Raw genomic sequence first — 23,665 nt, 5'->3', positions numbered from 1 at the left:
ATCGGAGGCGTCATGCGAACAACTGCTGCCGTTGCTGGCGCAACACTTATCTACCTGAATACCGAAATCCCTGTAGGAGCTGCCGAAGGTGCGATCTTTTGGTTTTTGTTTTTTAGAAGCAAGATCAAAAAGATCGCAGCCTGCGGCAGCTCCTACAGGGGATTGCATGATGGCGGTGACTAGCGGTTGCCATCCAGCGGATCGCGCTGCGCCAGCTCCGCCTCATCCAGACCATTGCCGCCGCCGATGTCATCTTCGTCGACAATGCTCAGATCCCAATCCGCCTGATTGCCTTCGCCAGCTTCCTCGGCATCCCGGGCGCCATCTTCATGAATCAGCGTTTCCGGGCTCAGGTCATCATCGGTGGGTTCATGGTCAGCGGTCGATGCGCCGGTGAACCCGGCCTCACGCACTCGCTCATTGGGCATCAACTGCTCGCGTTCACGTTCCGGAATCTCGTCACCGATTTTCGCGCTGGGTTCGTCTTCATCGAAATCCAGTTCATGCACCGAGCCCATGCGGTCCTCGTTATCATCGATCGGTTCCGGTTGCACCGCATCGTACGGACGTCGTGAATCAGTCATGGCAAATCCTCATACTGTGGGCCTTACTAGGTGGACTCACCGCACACCCAGGAATTCCACCGAAAACACTTGCGACCCTTGCGTGACCCCGACGGGTGGTCGTCTGTCATACCAGCGCATCTTTCTTGAGGCCTTAACCATGCACGACTTACAAGACCTGATTGATAACAACGAGCGCTGGGCTGACGCGATCACCAAGGAAGATCCGGAGTTCTTCGCCAAACTGGCGCGCCAGCAGACCCCGGAATATCTGTGGATCGGCTGCTCCGACGCACGGGTGCCGGCCAACGAGATCGTCGGCATGCTGCCGGGCGATCTGTTTGTGCACCGCAATGTCGCTAACGTCGTGCTGCACACCGATCTCAACTGCCTGTCGGTGATCCAGTACGCGGTCGACGTGCTCAAGGTCAAACACATTCTCGTGACCGGCCACTATGGCTGTGGCGGCGTGCGTGCCTCGATGCAGGATCGCCAGTTCGGCCTGATTGATGGCTGGCTGCGCTCGATCCGTGACCTGTACTACGAAAAACGTGAAGAACTGGCCAAGTTGCCGACCGAGGAAGAACAGGTCGACCGTCTCTGCGAGCTGAACGTTATCCAGCAAGTGGCCAACGTCGCCCATACCAGCATCATCCAGAACGCCTGGCATCGCGGCCAGAGCCTGTCGATTCACGGCTGCATCTACGGCATCAAGGACGGTCGCTGGAAAAGCCTGAACACCACCATCAGCGGCTTCGAGCAATTGCCGCCGCAGTACCGTCTGCGTCCGGTCGGAGCGTTGTAACTCAGTCTGGATGTCGCCAGCGCTGCAAAAAGTGCTGACCCTCGATCGTGGGTGGCTCATCGTAACCGTTGATCCACCCACGGCAGCGCGGCGAGCCGCAAGTACAGGCGAACTGTTGCAGCAAACGGTCTTCGGTGGCCGCGAAGTCGATGGTCAGGTGGTCTCCCGGCTGAATATCGCGCAGCGCCCATAACCACAATTCGCTCATGTCGAGGAACGTATTCGGGTCGCAGGCATGTTCGAGCAATCCGCAAAAACGCGGATCGTAGAGATGGATGCCGACCAGTAGCTGGCGAGTCTGGCGGCAGCGATAGGGCAGCAATTGCCCGGACACCCGACACATCCGGGTGATCCGCAGGAACGCCCGGCGCGCTACCACCGACGCGCGGCCATCGTCTTGCTGAACGATTTCGAAGTCCTCGCTGGATGGGAAACCCAGGCGCACGGGCAATCCGGCAAACGGATAGATACCGGGTGCGTCGCGGGGGATGTGATGCTGATGAGCCTGATTGTTCATAACGATCCCTGTCGGCAAATGTTGCGACTTCCCTGGTCTGACGTCCTGTCAGCGCTGCAACATGTTTGGATCCAATCCTCTCGCGTATACGTCAAAGCGTCTACTGTCAGATCTGACAGGCGTGATCGACTGCTTCCCGTGTCAGCATCGACTGACACGGGAAGGCTTTCAGCCCATCAGAGGTGTGGCGCGGGAACGGCGGTGGCCGGCATTTCGCCCTGAAGCTGTTGCAGTTGTGCCTTGATCGGCGTGGTCGAGCACTTGGCAGCAGCTTCGGCCGGGGTCAGATTGCGGATCGAGGTGTAGAACAACTCGCAGGTCTTGCCCTTTTGCGTCACTTGCCAGGTTTGCGTACAGCTGTTGAGCAGGGTTTTCGCATCGGTGCCGGGCTTGCTGCCCATCCCGGCCTGCCAGCAGGCCGCGCTCAAGTCCTGCCCCATGACCTTCAAGCCGGCGGCATCGGCTTTCGCTTCATCACCGTCGTAGCTGGCCGGATCGGCGGCGTACCAGATGTAGCTCGGATGGTTCGAACCCAGCACCGGCACGTTCACCCCCGCACTCGGGCTGATGGTCGCCAGCCCCAGTACGGCGACGGTCGGGCCATATTGCTGCTTGATCCAGTTACGCACCGGTGCGCCGAACGCGACCATCGGCAGGGTGGTGCCGGCGCTGGTCTGGCTGAACTGCTTGACCAGCGTGGTCTGATAATCCTTGAAGTAGTCGTAGACACCTTCCAGGTCACTGCCGGCATTGGACGGCGCCGCGATGGGGGCGATGTCGATGATGGTCTGATAGGCCGGCGTCTGGTCGGCCGGAATGCCGTTGGCGGTCAACAGCGTGGCCCAGCGATCCGTGGTGTTCGAGCGCAAGTAATCCTGGGCCTGGGTCAGCGAGTAATCCGGCGGGAAGTGCAGCAGCTCGACGCTCTTGCGGTTTTCCAGGGCCATGCCCAGCGGCAGGAACAGGTACCAGTTGTACGCCCATTTGCCATCGGCATTGAGCTTGCTGGCGCCGGTATAGGCCAGATCACCGGCGTCGAGCAGCGCTGACAGCGGCTTGTCGTAGCCTTCGGGAACGCCGCTGATCTCGGCGTAAATCTGCCCGTTATCGTTCTTCACCAACACCTTCGCATTGCTATAGCCATCGCGTTGCACGCTCTGGCTCAGGTAATGCGCGACGGTCTGCTCCCGCGTCCAGTTGCGATAGCAGATCACGCTGCAGTTGTTGGGGTAAGCAAAAAGGCGAGTGACGCGCTCGGTGCTGCCCAGCTTCAGATCGACATCGGCGTGCGCCGCCGCGCTCAATGTGAGCGCGGCGAGTGTCAGCGCGGCGGGGGTAAATCCTGCGAGTTTGAACATGCTCAGATCCTTTTCAGCGTGGGTTCCCCGGAGTTTGGGGCGCTTCATATTGGATCAGCCGTGTTGCACAGTGAAGCTGTCATTCGCGGATTTTTCGTCAGCTCGCCGCACTCGGCTCACGCCTGAAAATGCAGGGCGTTGCTCAGATCGCCCATGGGTTTCTGGCCACGGGCAATCATTGCTTCATCGCGCTGCTTGAGGCCGTCGAGGGTTTCCAGTTGGAACACCCGGGTGATCAGGCGCAGGATCGACGCCGTGTCGTAGACCGTGTGATCCACCGTGCCTTTGCGGGCGAACGGCGACACCACCAGCGCCGGCACCCGCGATCCCGGCCCCCAGCGATCGCCCTTGGGCGGTGCCACGTGGTCCCACCAGCCGCCGTTTTCATCGACGGTGACGATCACCACCATGTTTTTCCATTGCGGGCTTTCGCGCAGCACTTTGAGGGCGCGGACGATGTGCCGGTCACCGGAGGCCACGTCGGCATATCCAGCGTGCATATTCAGGTTGCCTTGTGGTTTGTAGAACGTGACCGCTGGCAACTTGCCGGCCTCGGCGTCGGCGAAGAATTTGTTGGTGCTCGATTCATCCCCCAGCCCGGCATCGCGCAGGCGTTTGCTGCGCTCCTGCGGGTTTTCCGGGCCTTGTTGTTGGAAATAGTTGAACGGCTGGTGGTGATATTGAAAGTTGGGGATCTTCGGAATCCCGCCGGAATCCTTGTATTGATCCAGCGTCGCCTGCCACGCGCCGGCGTACCAGGCCCAATCGACATTCTTCTTCGACAGCTTGTCGCCGATGTGCTCGTGGGTCTGCGGCACCAGCACGTTGGGCAGATCCGGTTTGGAGTACGCCGGACGCTCCGGGTCGCGAATCCATGTCGGCCAGTACGGCGGGGCAAGGGTGTTGACACCGTAACCGTCCGGCGTCAGCGCACTCGGGCCGAACTGCGGCGGGCCGCTCATGGCGCTGGCCGGCGATGCCTCCAGCGGCTTGAGGCGCGGATCGGCCGGGTCGGCGCTTTGCAGCGCGGCGATCTGCGACTTGGCCACCGAATTGGCCGCGTCCGGATAGAACGGCGCGGTGGCGCTGATCAGGTATTGGTGGTTGAGGAACGAGCCACCGAACGCGCCCTGGAAGAAGTTATCGCACAGCACGAATTCCTGAGCCACGTCCCACAGACGCAGGGAATAACGGCTCTGAGCGTAATGGCCCATGGTCAGCCCGCCGGAATCGGCCCAGGCAACAAAGCCATCGTTCTTGCCGCCGTTGATCTGCATCTGGTTCTGATAGAACACGTGCCACAAATCGCGGGTGACCAGACCGAATGGCAGGTCTTCACCGTTCGGGCCTTTGAGGGCGAACGGTGCGTTGGGCAGGTTTTCCTGAAACTGCACGGCGGCGGGGTAGGTCACGCCATCGAGGGTTTGCGGGCCGATCTGCAACACGCCGCCCCAGACGGGAGGCAGTGTCTGCAGCAGGCTGCCGTCGCGATCACGTTGCTGGTAATTGGCAGGTTTGAGCGCAGACAGCGGCTTCTCGACACCGGGGAAATCACCGAACAGGTTGTTGAAGCTGCGGTTTTCGGCATAGATCACCACCACGGTTTTCACGTTATCGCGCAGGGCCTTGTCCAGCTCGGCTGACGTCAGCGGGCGCTCGGCCGGTTTGCCCGGCGGGTTGCTGGCGTTACCGCAACCGGCCAACGTCGCGCCCACACCGAGGACGGCAACTCCACCGAGGAAGCGGCGGCGACTGGTGTCGGTGGGGGGGTCGGATTCAGGTGCGTCAGTGCTGTCTGTTTCGTCTTTCATCTGTCAGCCCGTTTTGCTTAATTGTTTCAGTTTGTTTCGGGCGGACGCTAGCAAGGGAATGTGACGGTTGGGTTACAAAATCGTGCGGTGTCTAGGACCCCTTCGCACTGCTAGACTGCTGCAATAGCGAAACTGGCCTGAGTGAACCATGAAGCCTTCCATTGCTCTTGATCTGCAACGAGCTGCCGTTCGTGAGGTTGTCGGCAGATTCCGTGTGGCCAATCCGCGTGTGTTTGGCTCGACGCTGCTAGGTACCGATATGGAGGGCAGTGACCTTGATCTGTTGGTCGATCCATTGCCCGGTACCACCTTGTTTGATCTCGGCGGGCTTCAGGTTGAGCTCGAAGATTTGCTGGGCGTTACCGTCGACCTGTTGACCCCAGGAGATCTTCCGCTGAAGTTTCGTCAGCAGGTACTTGAACAGGCCCGTCCCGTATGATCGCGAACCGGCTTGGCGATTACCTTGAGCATATGCGTCAAGCTGCAAGCGATGCGCTGGTCTTCGTCGAAGGTCTGAGCAAGGAAGAGTTCGTCGACGACAAACGGACGCAACAAGCGGTCATCATGAGCCTGGTCATTATTGGCGAAGCGGCAACCAAAATAATGGACCGGTTTCCGGAGTTCGCGGCTCAGAACACTCAAACTTACTGGCGCAGCATGCGCGGGATGCGTAACCGGATCGCTCATGGTTATTTCGACATCAATCTGGATGTCGTTTGGGAAACAGTTCAGGTTGCCCTGCCTGAGCTATTGAGAGTCTTGCCCTCCGAGTAACATTGATAGCACCTGCCCTGAGGCAGGTGCTATCTCGTCAATCTATGGCATCACCGGCGGCGTATACGCCAATGTCGTCCCCAGCACCCACAGCAGGAACAGCACCAGCGGCGTGTGCACCAGCAATTGCACGAACGAGAAGCCGATCAGGTCCCGCGCCTTCAAGCCGAGCACACCCAGCAGCGGCAGCATGTAGAACGGGTTGATCAGGTTCGGCAGCGCTTCAGCGGCGTTGTAGATCTGTACCGCCCAGCCGAGGTGGTATTGCAGATCGTTGGCCACTTGCATCACGTACGGCGCTTCGATGATCCACTTGCCGCCGCCGGACGGGATGAAGAAACCGAGAATCGCCGAGTACACGCCCATCAACAGCGCGTAGGTGTCGTGGGACGCGATGCTGACAAAAAAGGTCGAGATGTGATGCGCCAGCGTCTGCGCATCGGCACCTTTGACCGTGGTCAGCAGCGCAGCAATCGAGCCGTACAGCGGGAACTGGATCAGCACGCCAGTGATGGTCGGCACCGCGCGGGCCACCGCATCGAGGAAGCTGCGCGGGCGCCAGTGCAGCAGCGCGCCGAGCATGATGAACAGGAAATTATAGGTGTTGAGCCCGGAAATCGCGGTGATCGCCGGTTTGGTCGAGAACTCGTGGAACAGCCAGCCGGCCGCCAGCAATACCAGCAGAATGATCAGCAGTGGACTGTGCTCCAGCCATTCCCCGGGCCGGGTGCGCGGTTGCAGCGGTGGCAGATTGAACGCCGGGTCGATGCCGCAATCCTTGGCGTCGCGCGCAGAGTTCGGGCCGGGCGCGGTGGCGTAGGCGACGATGATCGAAATCACGATCAGCGCCAGCAGCATCGCACCGGACTGCCAGAGGAAAATGGTCTGCGTGAACGGAATCACCCCGGTGATCGACAGGATCGCCGGCGGCAGGCTGGCCGGGTTGGCCTGCAATTGCGCCGCCGATGATGACAGGCCCAGGGCCCAGACCGCACCGAGGCCCAGATACGCCGCCGCACCGGCCGCGCGGTAATCCATTTTCAGATCGGTGCGGCGGGCGAGGGCGCGCACCAGCAACCCGCCGAACACCAGCGACAGACCCCAGTTCAACAGCGAAGCTATCATCGAGATCAGTGCGACCCAGGCCACGGCGGAGCGGCCGTTTTTCGGGATGCGCGCCAGTTTGTCGATCAGTTTGACCGCCGGCGGCGAACTGGCGACCACGTAGCCGCCAATCACCACGAAGGCCATTTGCATGGTGAACGGAATCAGGCTCCAGAACCCGTCACCGAAGGCCATCGCGGCATCGGTGGGTTTCGCGCCCATGGCCAACGTGGCCAGCGCGACAATGATTACGGCCAACGCGGCGAACACCCAGGAGTCGGGGAACCAGCGTTCGGCAAAGTTTGAACAGCGCAAGGCAAAGCGCGCGGAGCGGCTATCTTCGATATCAACGGCCACAGGGAGTACCTCGGATTTTTATGGTTATTGTGGTCCTTGGGACATTCAAACCCGACAACCCTGTGGCGAGGGAGCTTGCTAACGCTGGACTGCGTAGCAGTCCCCTTCTTCTAAAGTTCAGAGGGGGGCCGCTTCGCGACCCAGCGGGAGCAAGCTCCCTCGCCACAGAGGTAGACCTGATTCAGATGTGTCCCGCCAGACAAGCCTCAACAGTAAATCAACCGCCGCCATTTTGTGAGCAGGTTCTGCCAAACCGTGACCATGGTCTAACGGGTTGTCCCCGGGCGGATTTGCGTAGACCATGAGCGCCTTGGTTTTTTGCCTGCCAGAGTGCTTTGCCATGACTGCCCAATCCCCAGCCCGACCGGCGCCGTTCAGCCGTTCCGATTACAAGACCCTCGGCCTTGCGGCCCTTGGTGGGGCGCTGGAGATCTACGATTTCATCATTTTCGTGTTCTTCGCCCTGACCCTCAGCCAGTTGTTCTTCCCGCCGGAAATGCCCGAATGGCTGCGTCTGCTGCAAAGCTTCGGGATCTTTGTTACCGGGTATCTGGCGCGTCCACTGGGCGGGATCCTGATGGCGCATTTCGCCGATCGCCTGGGCCGGAAAAAGGTCTTCAGCCTGAGTATCCTGATGATGGCGCTGCCGTGCCTGCTGATCGGGATCATGCCGACTTATGCCCAGATCGGTTATTTCGCGCCGCTGCTGTTGCTGGCGCTGCGCATCCTGCAAGGCGCAGCGGTTGGAGGGGAGGTGCCGAGTGCCTGGGTGTTCGTCGCCGAGCACGCGCCTGCCGGACATCGCGGTTACGCGCTGGGCTTTTTGCAGGCCGGGCTGACCTTCGGTTACTTGATTGGTGCGCTGACCGCGACTTTCCTTGCACAAGTGTTCAGCCCGGCGGAAATCCTCGATTACGCCTGGCGTTATCCGTTCCTGCTCGGTGGCGTGTTCGGCGTGGTCGGTGTGTACCTGCGCCGTTGGTTGAGCGAAACCCCGGTGTTCATGGCCATGGAGGCGCAGCGTGAAGCGCGGGTTGAACTGCCGCTGCGTACGGTGCTGAGCGAGCATCGACTGGCGATGTTGCCGGCCATGCTGCTGACCTGCGTGCTGACCTCGGCAGTGGTGGTGTTCGTGGTCATTACGCCGACCATGATGCAGAAAACCTTCGGCATGACCGCCAGCCATACCTTCGCCCTCAGTGCGCTGGGCATTGTCTTCCTCAACATCGGCTGTGTGATCGCCGGGCTGCTGGTCGACCGTCTGGGGGCCTGGCGCACCGTCATGCTCTATAGCCTGCTGCTGCCCTTGGGAATCGGCGTGCTTTACAGCTGCTTGATCATGGGCGGTCACTGGATCGGGCTGGCATACGCCATCGCCGGCCTGGCCTGCGGTGTGGTGGGGGCGGTGCCGTCGGTGATGGTCGGGTTGTTCCCGGCGCGAATTCGCGTGTCAGGCATCTCCTTCACCTACAACATTGCCTACGCCGCGTGGGCGAGCATGACACCGCTGTTGCTGATCGGTCTGATGCCGTGGAGCCCGTGGATCTGCGTGATGTTCTGTGCGGTGATGGGCGTGGTGGGGCTGTTGAGTGCGCTGTATTTCGGCTCGCGGATGCCGCGTACAGGGCAATGCCAGGTGGCCGGAACTGTCTGATCGCACGCTCGTGAACTATTTTTGACCGACGGGTCTCAAGCGCTCTTCAGAAAAGAAATTCAAGGCCGATGGCTAGTCTGCATCCCGCTTTCTTTCCATCGGTATCTGCCCATGTTCAACAAACGCCTCAAGCAAGAGCTGGCCACTCTTCGTGAAGAACTCTCCAGCCTGCTGCAGGTGAAGGAAAGCCTGGAAAGCGAGATGCTGGTGCTGACCCTGGAACCCGATGGCCGGATTCAGTCGGTCAACCACAACTTCCTCGGCGAGATGCTCTACAAGAGCCAGGATCTGGTGGGGCGCGCCATTGAAGACATTGTTCCGGCGCATGTGAAGGCCGATGACTTTCATCATCGTTTCAAGGCCGCCCTGACCCGTGGCGAACATTTCGCTGGTGCAGTGCGCCTGCTGCGCGGTAATGGCGAAGAAGCCTGGCTGCGCTCCATCGTGCAGCCGGTGCGCGCTTCGGACGGGCGGATCAAGCATTTTTCGATCTTCTCCAGCGACCTGACCCGCACCATCGAAGCCTCGCGCGAACACGAAAACCTGATCGGCGCTCTGGTGCGCTCGACAGCGGTGATCGAATTCGACCTCAACGGCAACGTGCTCAATGCCAACGAGCGTTTTCTGCATGGGATGGGTTACAGCCTGGCGCAGATCAAAGGCAAACATCACCGGATGTTCTGCACGCCTGAGGAGTACAACAGCGCCGAGTACCAGAATTTCTGGCGTCGCCTGAACAATGGCGAATTTGTCGCCGACCGTTTCAAACGGGTCGACAGCCACGGTCGTACGGTTTGGCTGGAGGCGTCCTACAACCCGGTGGTCGATGCCAACAACAAACTGTACAAGGTAGTGAAATTCGCCACGGTGATCACCGATCAGGTCAACCGTGAACAAGCGGTTGCCGACGCGGCCAGCATTGCCTATAGCACTTCGCAGCAAACCGACAGCACCGCGCAACGTGGCACCACGGTGGTCACCGAGGCGGTGAATGTGATGCGTGATCTGTCACGCCACATGCAGGCGGCCGGTGAGGGCATCGAGGCACTGAACGAGCAGTCGCAGGTGATCGGGACTATCGTCAAAACCATCAGTGGCATTGCCGAACAGACCAACCTGCTGGCGCTCAACGCGGCCATCGAAGCGGCCCGCGCTGGCGAGCAGGGCCGGGGCTTTGCGGTGGTGGCCGACGAAGTCCGACAACTGGCTTCGCGCACCAGTCAGGCGACCGAAGAGATCGTTGGCGTGGTGCGGCAGAACCAGGAAATGGCGCGTAACGCTGTGGCCCTGATGACCGATGGCAAGCTGCAGGCAGAACAAGGCCTGGCGCTGGCGGCGGAGGCGGGCACGGTGATCGTCGAGATTCAGGACGGCGCGCAGAAAGTGGTGGATGCGGTCGGGCAGTTTGCCAATCAACTCTCTAACTGATTCCCCGCCAATACCTGTAGGAGCTGCCGAGTGCAACGAGGCTGCGATCTTTTGATGTTGATTTCAAGGATCAACATCAAGATCAAAAGATCGCAGCGTGCCGCAGCTCCTACAGGTTTTCACCAGCAGCTGGCGCTACAATCTGTTCCTTTTTCCCGGAGCAGATCCCCATGAGCGCCTCCCACCGCCGCCCGGTTCCCCTGAACAAAGCCTACCGTCTGCTCAATCACGGGCCGACCGTGCTGGTCAGCGCCGCTCATGACGGCCAGCGCAACATTATGGCCGCCGCTTGGGCAATGCCACTGGATTTCGAACCGCCGAAAGTCGCCGTCGTCCTCGACAAGTCCACTTGGACCCGGCAGTTGCTCGAAGCGTCCGGCACTTTTGTGCTCAACGTGCCGTGTGTCAATCAGGCTGACATCGTGCAAACCGTCGGCAATACCTCGGGGCTGGAGATCCAGCAGAGTCAGGGGCTGGACAAGTTTCAGGCTTACGGCTTGCAAACCTTCATCGGTGAAACTGTCGAGGCGCCGTTGCTTGAAGGCTGCGTGGCCTGGCTCGAATGCCGCTTGCTGCCCGAACCGCGCAATCACGAGCAGTACGACCTGTTCCTCGCCGAAGTCATCGCCGCTCAGGCCGATGAACGGGTGTTCAGCGACGGCCGCTGGCACTTCGACGGGCACGACGGCTTGCGCACGCTGCACCACGTGGCCGGCGGGCATTTCCTGACGATTGGCGATGCGGTGGACGGTAAAACCCTGCCGGTTTGATTCGCGAGCCTTTTGCGGCAGATGAGCACAATTTATCCGGCATAAAAAAGGCTTACCTCGCAGTAAGCCTTTTGTTTTCCATGCGTAGCCTCAATCTCCCAACGCTTCCCCTTCACGCCGCGGATCCGCACCACCCGCCAACGACGCTTTACCCTGCGCATCCTTGACCCGCACGATGGCCTGGGTGCCGCTGGTCATGTCGATTTCATTGACTGTGTGGCCCTTGTCTTTCAACGCCTGAATCAACGCAGGGCTGAACTGGCCTTGTTCCAGTTCGGTCGGGCCATTGCGGCTGCCGAAGTTGGGCAGGCTGATCGCGCTTTGCGGGTCGAGGTTCCAGTCGAGCAGGCCGACAGTGGTCTTGGCCACGTATTCGATGATCTGCGAGCCGCCCGGCGAGCCGACGCTGGCGAGGAACTCGCCGCTGTCGCGATCAAAGATCAATGTTGGCGCCATCGACGAGCGCGGGCGTTTGCCGGGTTCGACGCGGTTGGCGACTTTCTGCCCGTTCTCTTCTGGGATGAACGAGAAGTCGGTCATCTGGTTGTTCAGCAAAAAGCCCTGCACCATCAGGTGCGAGCCGAACGCCGCTTCGATGGTGGTGGTCATCGATACCGCGCCACCGAGGTCATCCACCGCCACCACTTGCGAGGTGGAGATACGCAGCGGTGAGCGATCCGGCGCGTAGGCCACCTGTACGCCCGGCGGCGTGCCGGGTTTGGCGCTGCCCATGCTCCGTTCGCCGATCAGGCTGGCGCGGCTGGCCAGATAGCCCGGATCCACCAGACCCTTGACCGGTACCGGGACGAAGTCGGTGTCGGCCACGTATTGCGCGCGGTCGGAATAGGCCAGGCGCTCGGCTTCGGCGATCAGGTGCACGGCTTGTGGATCGGGTTCGATACCGGCCGGTTTGTTGGTTTTCACGGGTTTGAGCGGCGTCAGCGACAGGCGTGGATCGCGGCTTTCCAGCGCTTGCAGGGTGCCGAGAATCTGCGCCACGGCAATCCCGCCCGACGACGGCGGCGGCATGCCGCAGACCTGCCAGCGTTTGTAGTCGGTGCACAGCGGAGCGCGCTCTTTGGCCTTGTAGCCTTGCAAATCATTCAGCGACAAGCTGCCGGGGTTGGCGTGGCCCTGCACCTTGGCGACGATCTCTTCGGCGATCGAGCCTTTGTACAGCGCGTCCGGACCTTCGTGGGCGATGCGCGTGAGCACGGCGGCCAGTGCCGGATTCTGCAGGCGCGTGCCGACGGCTTTGACGCTGCCGTCGCGGTTGAGGAAGTAGGCGGCCATGTCCGGCGATTTACCGATCACCGGGTCGGACGCCAAGAGCGAATGCAGGCGCGGCGAAATCGCGAAGCCCTGCCCGGCGAGTTTGATCGCAGGCTCAAACAGCGTGGCCCACGGCAGCCGGCCATGTTGCTTGTGCGCCATTTCCAGTGCACGCAACACGCCCCGGCGTGCCCACCGAGCGCCCGCCGATCTGCGCCTGCGGGAACGGCATCGGTTTGCCGTCGGCCTGCAGGAACAGCTTCTCGGTGGCGCCGGCCGGGGCGGTTTCGCGACCGTCGTAGGTACGCACCTGTTTGCCGTCCCACAACACGATCATCGCGCCGCCACCGATCCCGGAGGATTGCGGCTCGACCAGGGTCAGCACTGCTTGCATGGCAATCGCCGCGTCGATGGCCGAACCGCCCTTGCGCAGCATCTCGCGCCCGGCCTCGGCGGCCAGCAGGTTGGCGGCTGCGGCCATGTGTTGACTGGCGTGGCGAGTCTGCAGATCGGTGCGGTAACCGGAAGCGGCTTCCGGTGCCAGCGGCAAGGTCGAGGAAGGCGGGGCGTTGCACGCGGTGAGGGTCAGGGCGCTGATGATCAGCGTCAGGGCAGGCAGGCGAAAGCGGCTCAGGGGCAGGGCTGGGAACACGTGGGGCTCTCCGTCCGTGGGGTAAAAGGTCTGACGGACTTTATCGACCGGCCGGTCGCGACGCAAACCGCCGGGCATTTTTGCCTTTCTTTTCGGGGCGGATGTTCGCTAGGGTCAATGCCAAATTGATCGAACTGAAACAAAGCCCTTGTGGGAGCGAGCTTGCTCGCGAATACGGTGTATCAGCCAGCCTGAATATTGAATGAAAGACCGCTTCGCGAGCAGGCTCGCTCCCACAAGTACAAAACCAACAAGAGGCCGACATGCACAGCGAGTTTCCCACCGAGTCCAGTTACCGTGATCAGCGTGAACAGTTTCTGACCGCCGCCCAAACTGCCGGAGCCACGCTCACCTCGTACGCCCATCCGCGTTGCGGCCCGTTCGGCGAACCCTTGAGCACCGACGTCGCTGTGCTCGGTGATCCACAGGCAAAGCGCCGGCTGGTGGCACTCAGCGGCACTCACGGAGTTGAGGGCTATTACGGTTCGGATTGCCAGATCGACTGGTTGCAAGCTTTCGTTCCCGGCTCGCTGCCCAAGGATGTCGCGGTTGTGATGATCCACTTGATCAACCCATGGGGCACCGCGTGGCTGCGCCGGGTCAACGAAGACAACATCGACCTCAACCGCAATCATCTGGATTTCACCGCCCCGTTGCCGGATAACCGCGCCTACGCCACGCTGCACGAGATATACGCCTGCACCGATTTGCACGGACCGCAGCGCGCGCAGGCCGATGCCTTGCTCGACGCACAGATTGCCGAACACGGCTGGCCGGCGGTGATGTCGATTGTCGAGGGCGGTCAGCACAGTCATCCCGATGGCCTGTTCTATGGCGGCCGCGCACCGAGCTGGTCGAATCGCACCTTGCATCAGATTATCGACGCGCATTTGACCGGTGCTGAAACCGTGATGTGCTTCGACCTGCACACCGGTGCTGGCGAGTACGGCCATCCGATGTTGCTGACCATTACCCAAGCGCCTTACCCGGCGCTGGTGCAAGCGCAATCGATCTACGGCCCGTGGCTTTACACCTTGCACACCGGCGCGCAAACGTTGAGCGAAACCGGTGTCGCGGCGACGGCGACCGGCTACACCTCGCAGGCGTTGCTCAACGCATTACCGGGTGTGCAACTGATGCCGTTCGTGATTGAGTGCGGAACGTATCCGGGGCCGGAGGTGCATCGTTATTTGCGCGATGACCAATGGCTGCACCTGCATGGTGATCCGCTGGATGCGACGGGGCGGGCGATCAAGTTGAATCTGCTGGAGCAGTTTTATCCGGCCGATCCGGACTGGCGTGCGATGGTCGGGTTGCGCACTCGGCAGATCTGGGCGAAAGGACTGACAGCACTGGCAAGCTGAAAACCAGATGAGGGGAGAAATCCCCTCATCACAACATCGGACTTTTCTTGAGGCATAAAAAAACGGCCTACCTTTCGGTAAGCCGTTTTTAGTACTTGGTGGCTACACAGGGACTTGAACCCCGGACCCCAGCATTATGAATGCTATGCTCTAACCAACTGAGCTATGTAGCCAAGTGGCGCGCATTATTCCCCTGAAACGGAAAAGCGTCAAGCGTAAATTTAAAAATTTTTTCTACGCTTTCAACCGTTTATCAAAATCACAGGCCAAGTAGCGGCGAAGGACAACGTTCGAACCAGCGGCTGGCCTGTTCATAGGCGTGCGCCAGTTGCAGAACCGCGAAGTCGGCCTGGTGCCGGCCGATGATCTGCAGCCCCATCGGCAGCCCCTGCGCATTGAAGCCGGCCTGAACGCTCGCCACCGGGCAACCCGACAGCGTGCCGGGGATCACCACCTCCATCCAGCGGTGATACGTGTCCATGCTCACGCCCTCGATAGACGTCGGCCAAGGCTGGGTTTTATCGAACGGGAAGAGCTGTGCACTGGGCAGCAGCAGGTAATCGAAGCGTTCGAACAACCGGGAAATCGCCCGATACCAATCGCTGCGCACCACCGACGCGGCGAACACTTCGCTCGCCGAAAGCTTCAGACCGTTTTCCACTTCCCAACAGGCTTCCGGTTTCAACTGCGCGCGTTTCTGCGGATCGGCGTAGGCCGCGCCCAACGAACCCGCGACCATCCAGTGCCGCAAAGTGCGCCAACTGCTCCACAGTCGCTCAGGCGCGAACCCCGGCTGAACGGATTCAACGTGACAGCCAAGGCTTTCAAAGTCGGCAAAGGTCCTCTCGCACAGCGACAGAACGCCGTTTTCCATCGGCAGATAACCGTTGAAGTCTCCCAGCCAACCCAATCGCGTGCCTTTGAAGTCACGCGCCAGCGGCGCGGCGAATGCCGCTCCCGATTCGCTGATCGACAGCGGCGCCCGCGCATCGCCCCCAGCCTGCACCGACAGCAGCAACGCCGCATCGCGCACGCTGCGGGCCATCGGTCCTTCATAGCCAAGTTGATCGAAAAACAGATCGGCACTGTCATCAAACGGCACGCGGCCCTGAGACGGGCGGAAACCAAAGATATTGTTGAACGCCGCCGGGTTGCGCAGCGACCCCATCATGTCGCTGCCATCGGCCACCGGCACCAGATGCATCGCCAGCGCCGCTGCTGCGCCGCCGCTGCTGCCACCGGCGGTTTTGCTCGGGTCATAAGCGCAGCCGGTAGCACCGAACAGCGTGTTATAGCTCTGCGAACCGAGGCCGAATTCCGGGGTGTTGGTCTTGCCGATGATGATCGCGCCGGCAGCCTTGATCCGCTCGACCATAATGCCGTCGCGCTCGGGGATAAAGTCCTTGAACAACGGTGAGCCGAGCGTGGTGCGGATGCCTTGGGTCAGCGACAGATCCTTGATCGCGTGGGGCAGGCCGTGCATCCAGCCACGGTATTCGCCACGGGCCAGTTCGGCGTCGCGCGCATCGGCCTGGGCCAGCAGAACATCCGGTGCCTGCAGGCTGATCAGCGCGTTGACCTGCGGGTTGAAGCGTTCGATGTGGGCAAGATAAGTCTGCATCACTTCGCGGCAGGACACTTGGCGCAGGCGGATGCGGTCGGCGAGGGCGTGGGCCTGTAAAAGGACCAGTTCGCTGATGTTATTGGAATTCATGACAACGGCGCCTTTCAGACGGCTGAAGAAACGCCCCGGCGTCATGCCGAGGCGGCAGGAATCAACGCATCAGGTTGGTCCAGAGACGGTCAGCGAGGCGGATCGCGCCTTCGCCGCAGGTCTTGCTGAACACCACGTGGGTGCCCTCGGGAATGTGCAATTCCGGCGCATCCTTGAGCGTCGCATCGAGGAACGGTTCGACGCCTTTGATCGGGCTCTGGTGTTTGAGGAAGTTCTGGGTCATCGCCGCGTTTTCCGGCTGGCTGAGGAAGGCGATGAACGCCTTGGCATTCGCCGGGTTCTTGCTGCCGGTGGGGATGACCATGTTGTCGACCCAGGCCAGTACGCCTTCTTTCGGGTATAGGTATTTCAGGCTCGGTTTCATCTCGCGGGCGCGCATCGATGAGCCGCCCCAGAACATCGACATGTCGATTTCACCCGAGGCGAGGTTTTCGCGGATCGAGCCGGCCTTGGAGCTGTAAGTCTTTACGAACGGCTTCTGCGCCTTGAGCAGCGTCAGCACCTGTTGCATCTGTTTCGGGTCTTCACTGCACAGCGGAACATTCAGATAGAGGCTGGCCATGTCGACCATCTCGCTGGTCGAGTCGAACATGTTGATCCGTCCCTGCAACTCGGCTGGCGGCTCGTATAACACCTTGTAGCTGTCAGTCGGGCCTTTATAGCGCGCGGTGTCGAGGACCACGCTGGTGGTGCCCCAGATGAATGGCACCGAGTACGCGCCCTCCGGGTCCCAACTCGGGTTTTTCAGGTTATCCACAACGCTGGCGTAGTACGGCTCCTTGACCGGGTCGAAGCGCTCCAACAGGTTTTCCTTGATCAGGATCGGGATGAACTGGTGCGAAGGAATCGCCACGTCGTAACCGGCGCCGCCCTGTTTCAGTTTGGCCAGCAGGGTCTCGTTGGAGTCGTAGGAATCGACGGTGACTTCGATACCGGTCTGCTTCTGGAACTTGGCGAGAATCTCCGGCGAGAAGTAGCCGCTCCAGCTCACCACGTTGAGTTTTTCCGCAGCCTGAACGCTGCCGGCCATCGCCAGCGGCACAGTCAGGAACAACGCAGTGCCGACGCTTTTTATCCACTTGCTCATGTTATTTCCCCACAGTTCTTGGAAGGTTCAGGCGTTCTTTTTGCCCAGCAGGTAAGAGAGGCTCACAAACAGCACCGAGACGCCGAGGATCAGGGTCGACACGGCGTTGACGTCGGGTGTCACGCCCATGCGCAACAGGCCGAAGATGAAGATCGGCAGCGTTGTCGTACCGGCCTGGGCGACCATCATCGAGATCACGAAGTTATCCAGCGAGACGATGAAGGCCAGCATCAGCCCGGAGAAAATTCCCGGCATCAGCAGCGGCAAGGTCACCTTGCGAAAGGTCCGCCACGGGCCGGCATACAGGTCGGCCGAGGCTTGCTCCAGCGACAGGTCCATGTCGTTGAGACGCGCACGGATCGGCAGGTAGGCGAACGGAATGCAGAACACCGTATGCGCGATGATCAGGTTGCCGTAACCCAGCGACAGGCCGATGGTGGAGAACAGCGCCAGGGTCGCCACACCGACGACAATTTCCGGCAGCACCAGCGGCAACATGATCGCGCCCATCGACAGTTGCAGCCCTTTGAACTTGGCGCCGCGTGAGGTGCCGAGGGCGGCGAGGGTGGCAATTGCCGTGGCGATCATGCTCGCGCAGACCGCGATCAACAGGCTGTTGCCGGCGGCCTGACGCAAGGCCTGATTGGCGAACGCGGCGCGATACCAGTCGAGGCTGAAGCCGGTCCACACCGTTGCCGACTGGTTGGCGTTGAACGAGAACACCACCAGCACCACGATCGGCGCGTACAGGTACAGATAGAACAGGAAACTGAAGCCGCCGAAACCGGGGAAGTCCTGCACGCCCAGCCCTTTGCGTTTGAATGGCGCGAGCATCACGCACCTCCTTTAGCGATGCGCTGGCGCTCGGCGCGCAGGGCATACACGGTCAAGACCAGCATCACGGCGGCCATCAGCACCAGCGACAGCGCGGCGCCGAAAGGCCAGTTACGTGCATCGCTGAACTGCCGGAAAATCAGGTTGCCGAGCATCATCCGCGTGCCGCCACCGAGCAGTTCCGGGGCGATCATCGCACCCAGGCACGGCACGAACGTGAGGATGGCGCCAGCGAGAATTCCCGGTTTGGCGATCGGCAACACCACTTTGCGCAAGGTGCGCACGCGGCCGGCGTACAGATCCTGAGCGGCTTCGAGCAAGCGGATATCCATCTTTTCCAGCGTGGCGTAGATCGGCAGCACCACGAACGGCGCGTAGGTATAAACCAGCCCCAGTAGCACCGCGCCGTCGGTGTACAACAGCTGCAACGGTTCATGGATGACGCCCATGCCCAGCAGACTGTTGTTGATCACCCCGGTGTTGCGCAGCAGCAGAATCCACGCGTAGGTGCGGATCAGCAGGTTGGCCCAGAACGGCACGGTGATCAGGAAGATCAGCAAGCCACGCCGATGCGCCGGTTGCATCGCCAGCCACACCGCGACCGGGAAGCCGATCAACAGCGTGATGAGTGTGGTCAGCCCGGCAATGCCGACCGAACGCAGGGCGATGATCAGGTAGGAATCGGCGAAGGCCAGGCTGTCGTCCATTTGCCGTTCGAACAGCAACGAGGTGTAGGCATCGGTGCTGAAGACTTTGTTGACCCCGCCGTAGGGGTTGGCTTCCATCAGCGAGTAGCCGATGACGATCAGGATCGGCACCAGCAGAAACAGGCCGATGGCGACCAGCGCCGGGCTGACTCCGAGGAAGCTCTGGAAGGCCTTGCGGCGTTCCAGCGTGTTGGTAATCGGTAAGGTGTGCATGGCAACTCCTCAGGCTCAATCGTGCAGGACGCTGGCGCTTCCCCGGTCGAACAGCAGACCGGCCTGAGAACCGACGGCAAAGCGCAGGCTCTGGTCGACGCAGTTGGGCGTGCGCACGGTGAGGCGCGAGCCGTCGCCGAGGCTGACCTGATATTGCAGATCGGTGCCGAGGTAGATCTGCGCTTCGATCCGGCACGGCAGCGCGGCCTCGGTTGCGGCAGGCACCAGATGCAGGCGCTCGGGGCGTACCGACAAGGTCACGCTGGCGCCGATCGCCACGTCGCTGCACGCTTGCGCCGGCAGCGGGTGCCCGGCCGACCCGGCGAACCAGGCCATGCCGTCCTCGATCTTCGTCACCGTGCCCTGGATGAAATTGGTTTCGCCGATGAAGTCGGCGACGAAGCGATTGCGCGGGCGTTCGTAGATATCTTCCGGACGGCCGACCTGCTGCACTTCGCCCTCGGACAACACGGCGATGCGGTCGGACATGGTCAGCGCTTCTTCCTGGTCGTGGGTGACGAAGATGAAGGTGATGCCGGTCTTGGCCTGAATGGTTTTCAGCTCTTCGCGCATGGCCTGGCGCAGCTTCAGATCGAGCGCGGAAAGGGGTTCGTCGAGCAGCAATACTTTCGGGTGGGGTGCCAGGGCGCGGGCGAGGGCGACGCGCTGTTGCTGGCCACCGGACAACTGCGCCGGCTTGCGATTGGCGAAGCGTTCCATTTGCACCAGCGCGAGCATCTCCCGCACGCGCTCGGTGATTTGCGCTTTGTTCAGCACCTTGCCCATCGGCTGCGATTCGAGGCCGAAGGCCAGGTTCTCGGCGATGGTCATGTGCGGGAACAGTGCGTAATGCTGGAACACCGTGTTGACCGGGCGCTGGAAGGGCGGGCGATCAGCGATGTTTTCGCCGTACAGCAGAATCTCGCCTTCGGTGGGAAACTCGAAGCCGGCGATCATCCGCAGCAGGGTGGTCTTGCCGCAACCGGAAGGGCCGAGCAGGGTGAAGAATTCGTTGTCGCGGATGTCCAGGTCGATGTTTTTCAACGCCACCGGACCGGTGTCCGGATCACCGTAAACCTTGCGCACCGAGCGGATCGACACCGCCAGCGTTTGCAGCGAATGCAGGGCATTCATGCGTTACCTCCGATTCCCCCATCGCCTGCGATTGCGCTGCGAATCAGCGAAGTCGTCGGGCCATGGATATTATTTTTCTGGGCAGGATCGAGATTGCGTACGGGGTGAAACCAGCTGTTTTATTGTTCTGCTGTGGCTCGATTATCAGCCAGTGCTTGCGTGAGGCGACACTTCAATTTAAACATGGCAGCTGTTAGTTAATTTAACAGCCAAAGGCGCCAGGAATCATGCCCGACCACCGTTTGCCGCCGCTCAACGCGGTGCGTGCGTTTGATGCCGCCGCACGCTTGGGCAGCTACGTCGAAGCCTCGAAAGCCCTGCACGTGACCCAACCGGCGATTGGTCGGCATGTGAAGTTGCTGGAGGACTGGCTGGGCATTCAGCTGTTCGAGCGCACCTCGCGCGGGGTCAACCTGACGCCGGCGGGTGAGAAGTACCACCGCAAGATCAGCGCGGCGTTGCAGTTGATCATCGAAGCCGGCAAAGAGGCGCGGCCGAAAGATGCCGAGCGCTGGTTGCGGATCATGGTGGTGCCGGGGTTTGCCAAGCGCTGGTTGATGCCAAGGATCGAAACCCTGCGGCATCTGCGACCGGGATTGAAACTGGCGATCGAGCCAAACTCCACCTTCACCGAAGTCGACGGCAAAAGTGCCGATCTGGGCATCGTCTATGGCCTCGACGGGCAGTACGCCGACTCCCGTGCAGCATTGATCTGCCCGCGCGTGTTTCCGATCTGCACCCCGCAATACCTCGCCAGCATCGAGCCTATGATCGGCCCGGCAGATCTGGTTCGCCATGAACTGATCCACGTCGATGACGGCGAGTGGTGGAACCTGTGGTTCGCCGCCAACGAGCTGGATATTCACCTCAATTCCGACATGCTTTACGTCAACAACGATCACGCGCTGTCGGTGGCCGAGAGCGGGCAGGGCATTGCCTTGGCCAATGAAGTGCTGGTTCGCGAGGAGCTCAAGTCCGGCAAACTGGTGCGCGCGGTGGACGCGCAGGTGAAGCTGGAAAGCTATCGGGTCCTCACGCCGTCCGCCGAGTTCTCGGCGGATGTGGCGTGGTTTATCCAGTGGCTGAAGACCGAGCTGGAAGCGGACTTCCCCGAAGCCGTGATCAGCTGAGCCGGAAGCGTGCGGTGTTGTCGCTCAGAGCCTTGCTGCCCTGACTCAGGGTATCCGCCGCGAGATTCACCGCGCGGGCGCCCTCAAGCAGACGCACCGCGGCTTGATCGACCTGCTGGATATTGCCGCTGACTTCATCGGCGGTGCTTGCCTGTTCCTCCACGGCGGTGGCGATCTGCGCCAGGGTGTCAGTGACACTCTGCACTGCGCTGGCGATTTCGCCGAGACGTTCACCAAGACCGGTCACGGCTTCGGCATCCGATTGCGCCTGGCCGCAGGCGGCTTCCATCAGGCTCACCGCCTCGTTGACCGTGGCGCGCAGGCTGTCGACGGTGCCGGCGATCTGCGCGGTCGATGACTGGGTGCGCTGCGACAGGCTGCGCACTTCATCGGCGACCACGGCAAAGCCGCGTCCCTGTTCGCCAGCGCGTGCGGCCTCAATGGCGGCGTTGAGCGCGAGCAAGTTGGTCTGCTCGGCGACGCCACGGATGGTGTCGACCACCAGTTGAATCTGCTGCCCCTGCTCGCTGACGCGACCGAGTGCCGCTGCGGTGTCGTTCAGGCGTTGGTTGAGTTGCTGAATGCTCGCCGTGGTGCGCTGGCTGTCGCGGCTGCTGTCGGCAGCGATGCGCCGGGTCTGTTGGGCGCTGCCGGAGGCCTGTTCGCAACTCTGCGCCACACCCTGCGAAGTGGCGGCCAGTTGCGTCGCAGCGGCGGCGATCTGGCTGATCTGCAATTGCTGCGCTTCGACTTCGCTCAGCGCGCCGCTGGAATGATCGTTGAGGCTGCGCACCGCGTGACTCAGTTGCGAGGTTTCGTGATCGACCCCGAGCATGCTGGCGCGCAGTTGCACCACGGCGACGTTGAGCGCGGTGCTGATCGCCGCCAGCTCGTCGCGGCCCACCACCGGCACTTGCAGGCTCAGGTTGCCGTCACGCAGGGCTTCGGCAAGCAGGGTAATGCCGCTGGCGCTGCGGCGGATCGAGGCTTGCAGGCAGACGAACAGGTACAACGCCGCCAGCAACAGGCAACCGAACACCGCGGCGACCACGATGAATTGGCGAATCGCCGAGCCGTGGTAAGCGTCCAGGCGCTGATCCAGCGACAGCAGTGATTGCTGGCGCAATGAGGCGAGATCGCCCAACAGTGCATCGAGGCTGCGTTCGAAGTCTTCCGGTTTGAGTGTAATGCTGCCGCCAAACACGCCGTCATCCAGCACCTTCAGCCCGGCATCAAGGCGCTTGAGGCTGTCGTGATACTGACCGGCCCAGGTGTGCAAATCGCTCGGCAGACGCGCTTCGAGCAGACCTGCGGTTTTGACAAGCTGTTCGCGGGCATCGCCGATGCGGCCACGCAGATCGCGCAGTTGCAAGCGACTCTGCAAAGTGAATTGTCCCGAGACCACCGAAGCCTGGCCGACGGCGGCGAGGCGGCCTACGCGCTCGATCAGATCCGGTGCGTGCTGCGTGGAGATCTGCGTCAGCAGATAGGTTTCCAGCCATGGCGCCAGCGTCAGGCGGTTGTCCATGACGATTTGCTCGCGCAACGCTTGCAGGGCGCTGAGGGCGTTGGTGAAGCGGTCGTAACCGTCCGGCCACCAGCCGACGCTGCTCAGGCTTTTCGAATCCAGACCGCCGAGCGCAGTTTGCAGGGCTTGATAGCGGGCGAAAGTTTCACCTTCGGCGCCTTCCTTGTTCAGAGCATTGCCCAGATCGCTGGTGGCTTGCTGGAGGGCCGGTTGCACTGCATCGAATGCCGCCATGGCGGCGAGGGTGGCCGGGGTCGGCTGGCGATTGGTTTCGGTGGCGCGCCAACGGGCGGCGCGGTCACGCTGGGCGGCGAGCAGGTTGTCCAGGGCATCGAGGCTGAGCAACTGGCGCACGCCGGCACGCTCACCGGCAATCAGATTGAGTTTGTTGCGATAGTCCTGACCAATCATCAACAGGCTGCCGGCCAACGGCAGAATGAACAGCAGAAACAACAGCTGGAATTTACGCGCGAAGCCAAACCGCCCCAGCAATTTGATCCCCGGTGAAAGGAAAGCCTGCATGCCCCATGACTCCTCTGGACACCACGCACCAATGGCGTGCATCGCGGTCGTGCGACCTCGATGTTGTGCCCTGCTAAAAGGCCTCGAAAGTTCACTCTCGCCCGCTCGGTAGGCCGGCTCTGTAGCGAAACTTCCCATTCTCGACGACCTTTGTAAGGCCGCCGCGTTCGAGGGGAGAAGCAAGGCAAGATTCAGACCATGGCGTTGAGCTATCACCCTTTCCACCTGTAGGAGCTGCCGAAGGCTGCGATCTTTTGATCTTTGCCCCTTTTAAAAAAACAGAAATCAAAAAGATCGCACCCTGCGGCAGCTCCCTACAGGGGGGCGGGGATTACAGATTTTTCTT

General features: G+C 61.3%; 20 protein-coding genes, 1 tRNA gene and 2 pseudogenes. 10 read left to right on the top strand and 13 right to left on the bottom strand.

The features are described 5' to 3' along the window. On the top strand, positions 1 to 183 hold a 183-nt coding region (locus HT737_RS31180), incomplete at its 5' end, for a hypothetical protein (RefSeq protein WP_220459359.1). Here the strand turns inward: HT737_RS31180 and HT737_RS10540 are convergent. Continuing rightward, complete coding sequence (locus HT737_RS10540) at positions 180 to 584, bottom strand: serine kinase/phosphatase (protein ID WP_131671039.1); 405 nt, start codon at positions 582 to 584, stop codon at positions 180 to 182. The genes HT737_RS31180 and HT737_RS10540 overlap by 4 nt on opposite strands. 139 nt (positions 585 to 723) lie before the next feature. Between HT737_RS10540 and can the strand changes: the two genes are divergently transcribed. Beyond that, positions 724 to 1,368, top strand: coding sequence for a carbonate dehydratase (can, locus tag HT737_RS10535; RefSeq protein WP_041074817.1), 645 nt, complete (start codon positions 724 to 726; stop codon positions 1,366 to 1,368). A 1-nt stretch (position 1,369) separates the two neighbouring features. Here the strand turns inward: can and HT737_RS10530 are convergent, their stop codons facing one another. From HT737_RS10530 to HT737_RS10520, 3 genes are all read right to left on the bottom strand, one after another. Next, complete coding sequence (locus tag HT737_RS10530) at positions 1,370 to 1,885, bottom strand: SET domain-containing protein-lysine N-methyltransferase (protein WP_182402490.1); 516 nt, start codon at positions 1,883 to 1,885, stop codon at positions 1,370 to 1,372. Positions 1,886 to 2,061: 176 nt separating this feature from the next. Beyond that, the gene (locus tag HT737_RS10525; RefSeq protein WP_182402488.1) at positions 2,062 to 3,243 is read right to left on the bottom strand and encodes a hypothetical protein; all 1,182 of its coding nucleotides are present in this window, start codon (positions 3,241 to 3,243) and stop codon (positions 2,062 to 2,064) included. A 116-nt stretch (positions 3,244 to 3,359) separates the two neighbouring features. Continuing rightward, complete coding sequence (locus HT737_RS10520) at positions 3,360 to 5,054, bottom strand: acid phosphatase (RefSeq protein ID WP_182402486.1); 1,695 nt, start codon at positions 5,052 to 5,054, stop codon at positions 3,360 to 3,362. A gap of 148 nt (positions 5,055 to 5,202) precedes the next feature. Between HT737_RS10520 and HT737_RS10515 the strand changes: the two genes are divergently transcribed. After that, on the top strand, positions 5,203 to 5,493 hold the full coding sequence (locus tag HT737_RS10515) for a nucleotidyltransferase family protein (RefSeq protein WP_041074825.1): 291 nt from the start codon (positions 5,203 to 5,205) through the stop codon (positions 5,491 to 5,493). Beyond that, positions 5,490 to 5,828, top strand: a complete 339-nt coding sequence (locus HT737_RS10510; protein WP_182402484.1) for a DUF86 domain-containing protein — start codon at positions 5,490 to 5,492, stop codon at positions 5,826 to 5,828. Before HT737_RS10515 ends, HT737_RS10510 begins: the two co-directional genes overlap by 4 nt. Positions 5,829 to 5,870: 42 nt before the next feature. Here the strand turns inward: HT737_RS10510 and HT737_RS10505 are convergent, their stop codons facing one another. After that, on the bottom strand, positions 5,871 to 7,289 hold the full coding sequence (locus tag HT737_RS10505) for a TIGR00366 family protein (protein WP_182402481.1): 1,419 nt from the start codon (positions 7,287 to 7,289) through the stop codon (positions 5,871 to 5,873). 340 nt (positions 7,290 to 7,629) lie between these two features. Between HT737_RS10505 and HT737_RS10500 the strand changes: the two genes are divergently transcribed. The 4 genes and pseudogenes from HT737_RS10500 (at position 7,630) to HT737_RS10490 (ending at position 11,141) form a co-directional block, all read left to right on the top strand. Then, complete coding sequence (locus HT737_RS10500) at positions 7,630 to 8,943, top strand: MFS transporter (RefSeq protein WP_182402479.1); 1,314 nt, start codon at positions 7,630 to 7,632, stop codon at positions 8,941 to 8,943. A gap of 111 nt (positions 8,944 to 9,054) precedes the next feature. Further along, positions 9,055 to 9,783: pseudogene (locus HT737_RS32710) on the top strand (PAS domain-containing protein); the annotation flags it as partial. After that, positions 9,763 to 10,371, top strand: a complete 609-nt coding sequence (locus tag HT737_RS32705; protein ID WP_373557817.1) for a methyl-accepting chemotaxis protein — start codon at positions 9,763 to 9,765, stop codon at positions 10,369 to 10,371. The pseudogene HT737_RS32710 and the gene HT737_RS32705, both read left to right, overlap by 21 nt. Positions 10,372 to 10,541: 170 nt before the next feature. Continuing rightward, on the top strand, positions 10,542 to 11,141 hold the full coding sequence (locus HT737_RS10490; protein WP_182402475.1) for a flavin reductase family protein: 600 nt from the start codon (positions 10,542 to 10,544) through the stop codon (positions 11,139 to 11,141). Between the two features lie 90 nt (positions 11,142 to 11,231). Here HT737_RS10490 and ggt read toward each other — a convergent pair. Beyond that, positions 11,232 to 13,065 (bottom strand): annotated as a pseudogene (gene ggt, locus HT737_RS10485) (gamma-glutamyltransferase). Between the two features lie 263 nt (positions 13,066 to 13,328). Between ggt and HT737_RS10480 the strand changes: the two are divergent. Next, a complete protein-coding gene (locus HT737_RS10480; RefSeq protein WP_121187172.1) occupies positions 13,329 to 14,429 on the top strand; it encodes a DUF2817 domain-containing protein in 1,101 nt (366 codons plus the stop codon). A 96-nt stretch (positions 14,430 to 14,525) separates the two neighbouring features. Here HT737_RS10480 and HT737_RS10475 read toward each other — a convergent pair. The 6 genes from HT737_RS10475 to HT737_RS10450 form a co-directional block, all read right to left on the bottom strand. Further along, positions 14,526 to 14,602: transfer RNA gene (locus tag HT737_RS10475), tRNA-Met, on the bottom strand. An 86-nt stretch (positions 14,603 to 14,688) separates the two neighbouring features. Next, a complete protein-coding gene (locus HT737_RS10470) occupies positions 14,689 to 16,143 on the bottom strand; it encodes an amidase (RefSeq protein ID WP_182402473.1) in 1,455 nt (484 codons plus the stop codon). Positions 16,144 to 16,204: 61 nt separating this feature from the next. Beyond that, positions 16,205 to 17,251: an extracellular solute-binding protein gene (locus HT737_RS10465; protein ID WP_182402471.1), complete on the bottom strand. Its 1,047-nt coding sequence runs from the start codon at positions 17,249 to 17,251 to the stop codon at positions 16,205 to 16,207. Between the two features lie 27 nt (positions 17,252 to 17,278). Next, positions 17,279 to 18,085: an ABC transporter permease gene (locus HT737_RS10460; RefSeq protein WP_047296524.1), complete on the bottom strand. Its 807-nt coding sequence runs from the start codon at positions 18,083 to 18,085 to the stop codon at positions 17,279 to 17,281. After that, the gene (locus HT737_RS10455; protein WP_182402469.1) at positions 18,085 to 19,005 is read right to left on the bottom strand and encodes an ABC transporter permease; all 921 of its coding nucleotides are present in this window, start codon (positions 19,003 to 19,005) and stop codon (positions 18,085 to 18,087) included. The genes HT737_RS10460 and HT737_RS10455 overlap by 1 nt, the downstream gene beginning before the upstream one ends. Before the next feature lie 15 nt (positions 19,006 to 19,020). Next, positions 19,021 to 20,139 carry an ABC transporter ATP-binding protein gene (locus tag HT737_RS10450; RefSeq protein ID WP_131671046.1) on the bottom strand — a complete coding sequence of 373 codons (1,119 nt, stop codon included), beginning with the start codon at positions 20,137 to 20,139 and terminating at the stop codon, positions 19,021 to 19,023. Positions 20,140 to 20,366: 227 nt separating this feature from the next. Between HT737_RS10450 and HT737_RS10445 the strand changes: the two genes are divergently transcribed. Then, positions 20,367 to 21,269: a LysR substrate-binding domain-containing protein gene (locus tag HT737_RS10445; RefSeq protein ID WP_182402468.1), complete on the top strand. Its 903-nt coding sequence runs from the start codon at positions 20,367 to 20,369 to the stop codon at positions 21,267 to 21,269. Here HT737_RS10445 and HT737_RS10440 read toward each other — a convergent pair. Further along, positions 21,262 to 23,319 carry a methyl-accepting chemotaxis protein gene (locus tag HT737_RS10440; protein WP_095668327.1) on the bottom strand — a complete coding sequence of 686 codons (2,058 nt, stop codon included), beginning with the start codon at positions 23,317 to 23,319 and terminating at the stop codon, positions 21,262 to 21,264. The genes HT737_RS10445 and HT737_RS10440 overlap by 8 nt on opposite strands. Positions 23,320 to 23,665 lie beyond the last annotated feature (346 nt).

This window comes from Pseudomonas sp. MD195_PC81_125 (assembly GCF_014060985.1).
GTDB lineage: Bacteria > Pseudomonadota > Gammaproteobacteria > Pseudomonadales > Pseudomonadaceae > Aquipseudomonas > Aquipseudomonas parakoreensis.
Note: the sequence above shows the minus strand (reverse complement) of the source record. Positions and strands in the feature narration are given on the sequence as shown.

What these genes read in the sequence shown, in the direction of transcription:
- HT737_RS10540 (WP_131671039.1), bottom strand. Translation starts at nt 584, where the DNA reads ATGACTGATTCACGACGTCCGTACGATGCGGTGCAACCGGAACCGATC.
- HT737_RS10460 (WP_047296524.1), bottom strand. Translation starts at nt 18,085, where the DNA reads ATGCTCGCGCCATTCAAACGCAAAGGGCTGGGCGTGCAGGACTTCCCC.
- can (WP_041074817.1), top strand. Translation starts at nt 724, where the DNA reads ATGCACGACTTACAAGACCTGATTGATAACAACGAGCGCTGGGCTGAC.
- HT737_RS10515 (WP_041074825.1), top strand. Translation starts at nt 5,203, where the DNA reads ATGAAGCCTTCCATTGCTCTTGATCTGCAACGAGCTGCCGTTCGTGAG.
- HT737_RS10445 (WP_182402468.1), top strand. Translation starts at nt 20,367, where the DNA reads ATGCCCGACCACCGTTTGCCGCCGCTCAACGCGGTGCGTGCGTTTGAT.
- HT737_RS10520 (WP_182402486.1), bottom strand. Translation starts at nt 5,054, where the DNA reads ATGAAAGACGAAACAGACAGCACTGACGCACCTGAATCCGACCCCCCC.
- HT737_RS10455 (WP_182402469.1), bottom strand. Translation starts at nt 19,005, where the DNA reads ATGCACACCTTACCGATTACCAACACGCTGGAACGCCGCAAGGCCTTC.
- HT737_RS10440 (WP_095668327.1), bottom strand. Translation starts at nt 23,319, where the DNA reads ATGCAGGCTTTCCTTTCACCGGGGATCAAATTGCTGGGGCGGTTTGGC.
- HT737_RS10450 (WP_131671046.1), bottom strand. Translation starts at nt 20,139, where the DNA reads ATGAATGCCCTGCATTCGCTGCAAACGCTGGCGGTGTCGATCCGCTCG.
- HT737_RS10530 (WP_182402490.1), bottom strand. Translation starts at nt 1,885, where the DNA reads ATGAACAATCAGGCTCATCAGCATCACATCCCCCGCGACGCACCCGGT.
- HT737_RS10510 (WP_182402484.1), top strand. Translation starts at nt 5,490, where the DNA reads ATGATCGCGAACCGGCTTGGCGATTACCTTGAGCATATGCGTCAAGCT.
- HT737_RS10480 (WP_121187172.1), top strand. Translation starts at nt 13,329, where the DNA reads ATGCACAGCGAGTTTCCCACCGAGTCCAGTTACCGTGATCAGCGTGAA.
- HT737_RS10465 (WP_182402471.1), bottom strand. Translation starts at nt 17,251, where the DNA reads ATGAGCAAGTGGATAAAAAGCGTCGGCACTGCGTTGTTCCTGACTGTG.
- HT737_RS10470 (WP_182402473.1), bottom strand. Translation starts at nt 16,143, where the DNA reads ATGAATTCCAATAACATCAGCGAACTGGTCCTTTTACAGGCCCACGCC.
- HT737_RS10525 (WP_182402488.1), bottom strand. Translation starts at nt 3,243, where the DNA reads ATGTTCAAACTCGCAGGATTTACCCCCGCCGCGCTGACACTCGCCGCG.
- HT737_RS10490 (WP_182402475.1), top strand. Translation starts at nt 10,542, where the DNA reads ATGAGCGCCTCCCACCGCCGCCCGGTTCCCCTGAACAAAGCCTACCGT.
- HT737_RS10500 (WP_182402479.1), top strand. Translation starts at nt 7,630, where the DNA reads ATGACTGCCCAATCCCCAGCCCGACCGGCGCCGTTCAGCCGTTCCGAT.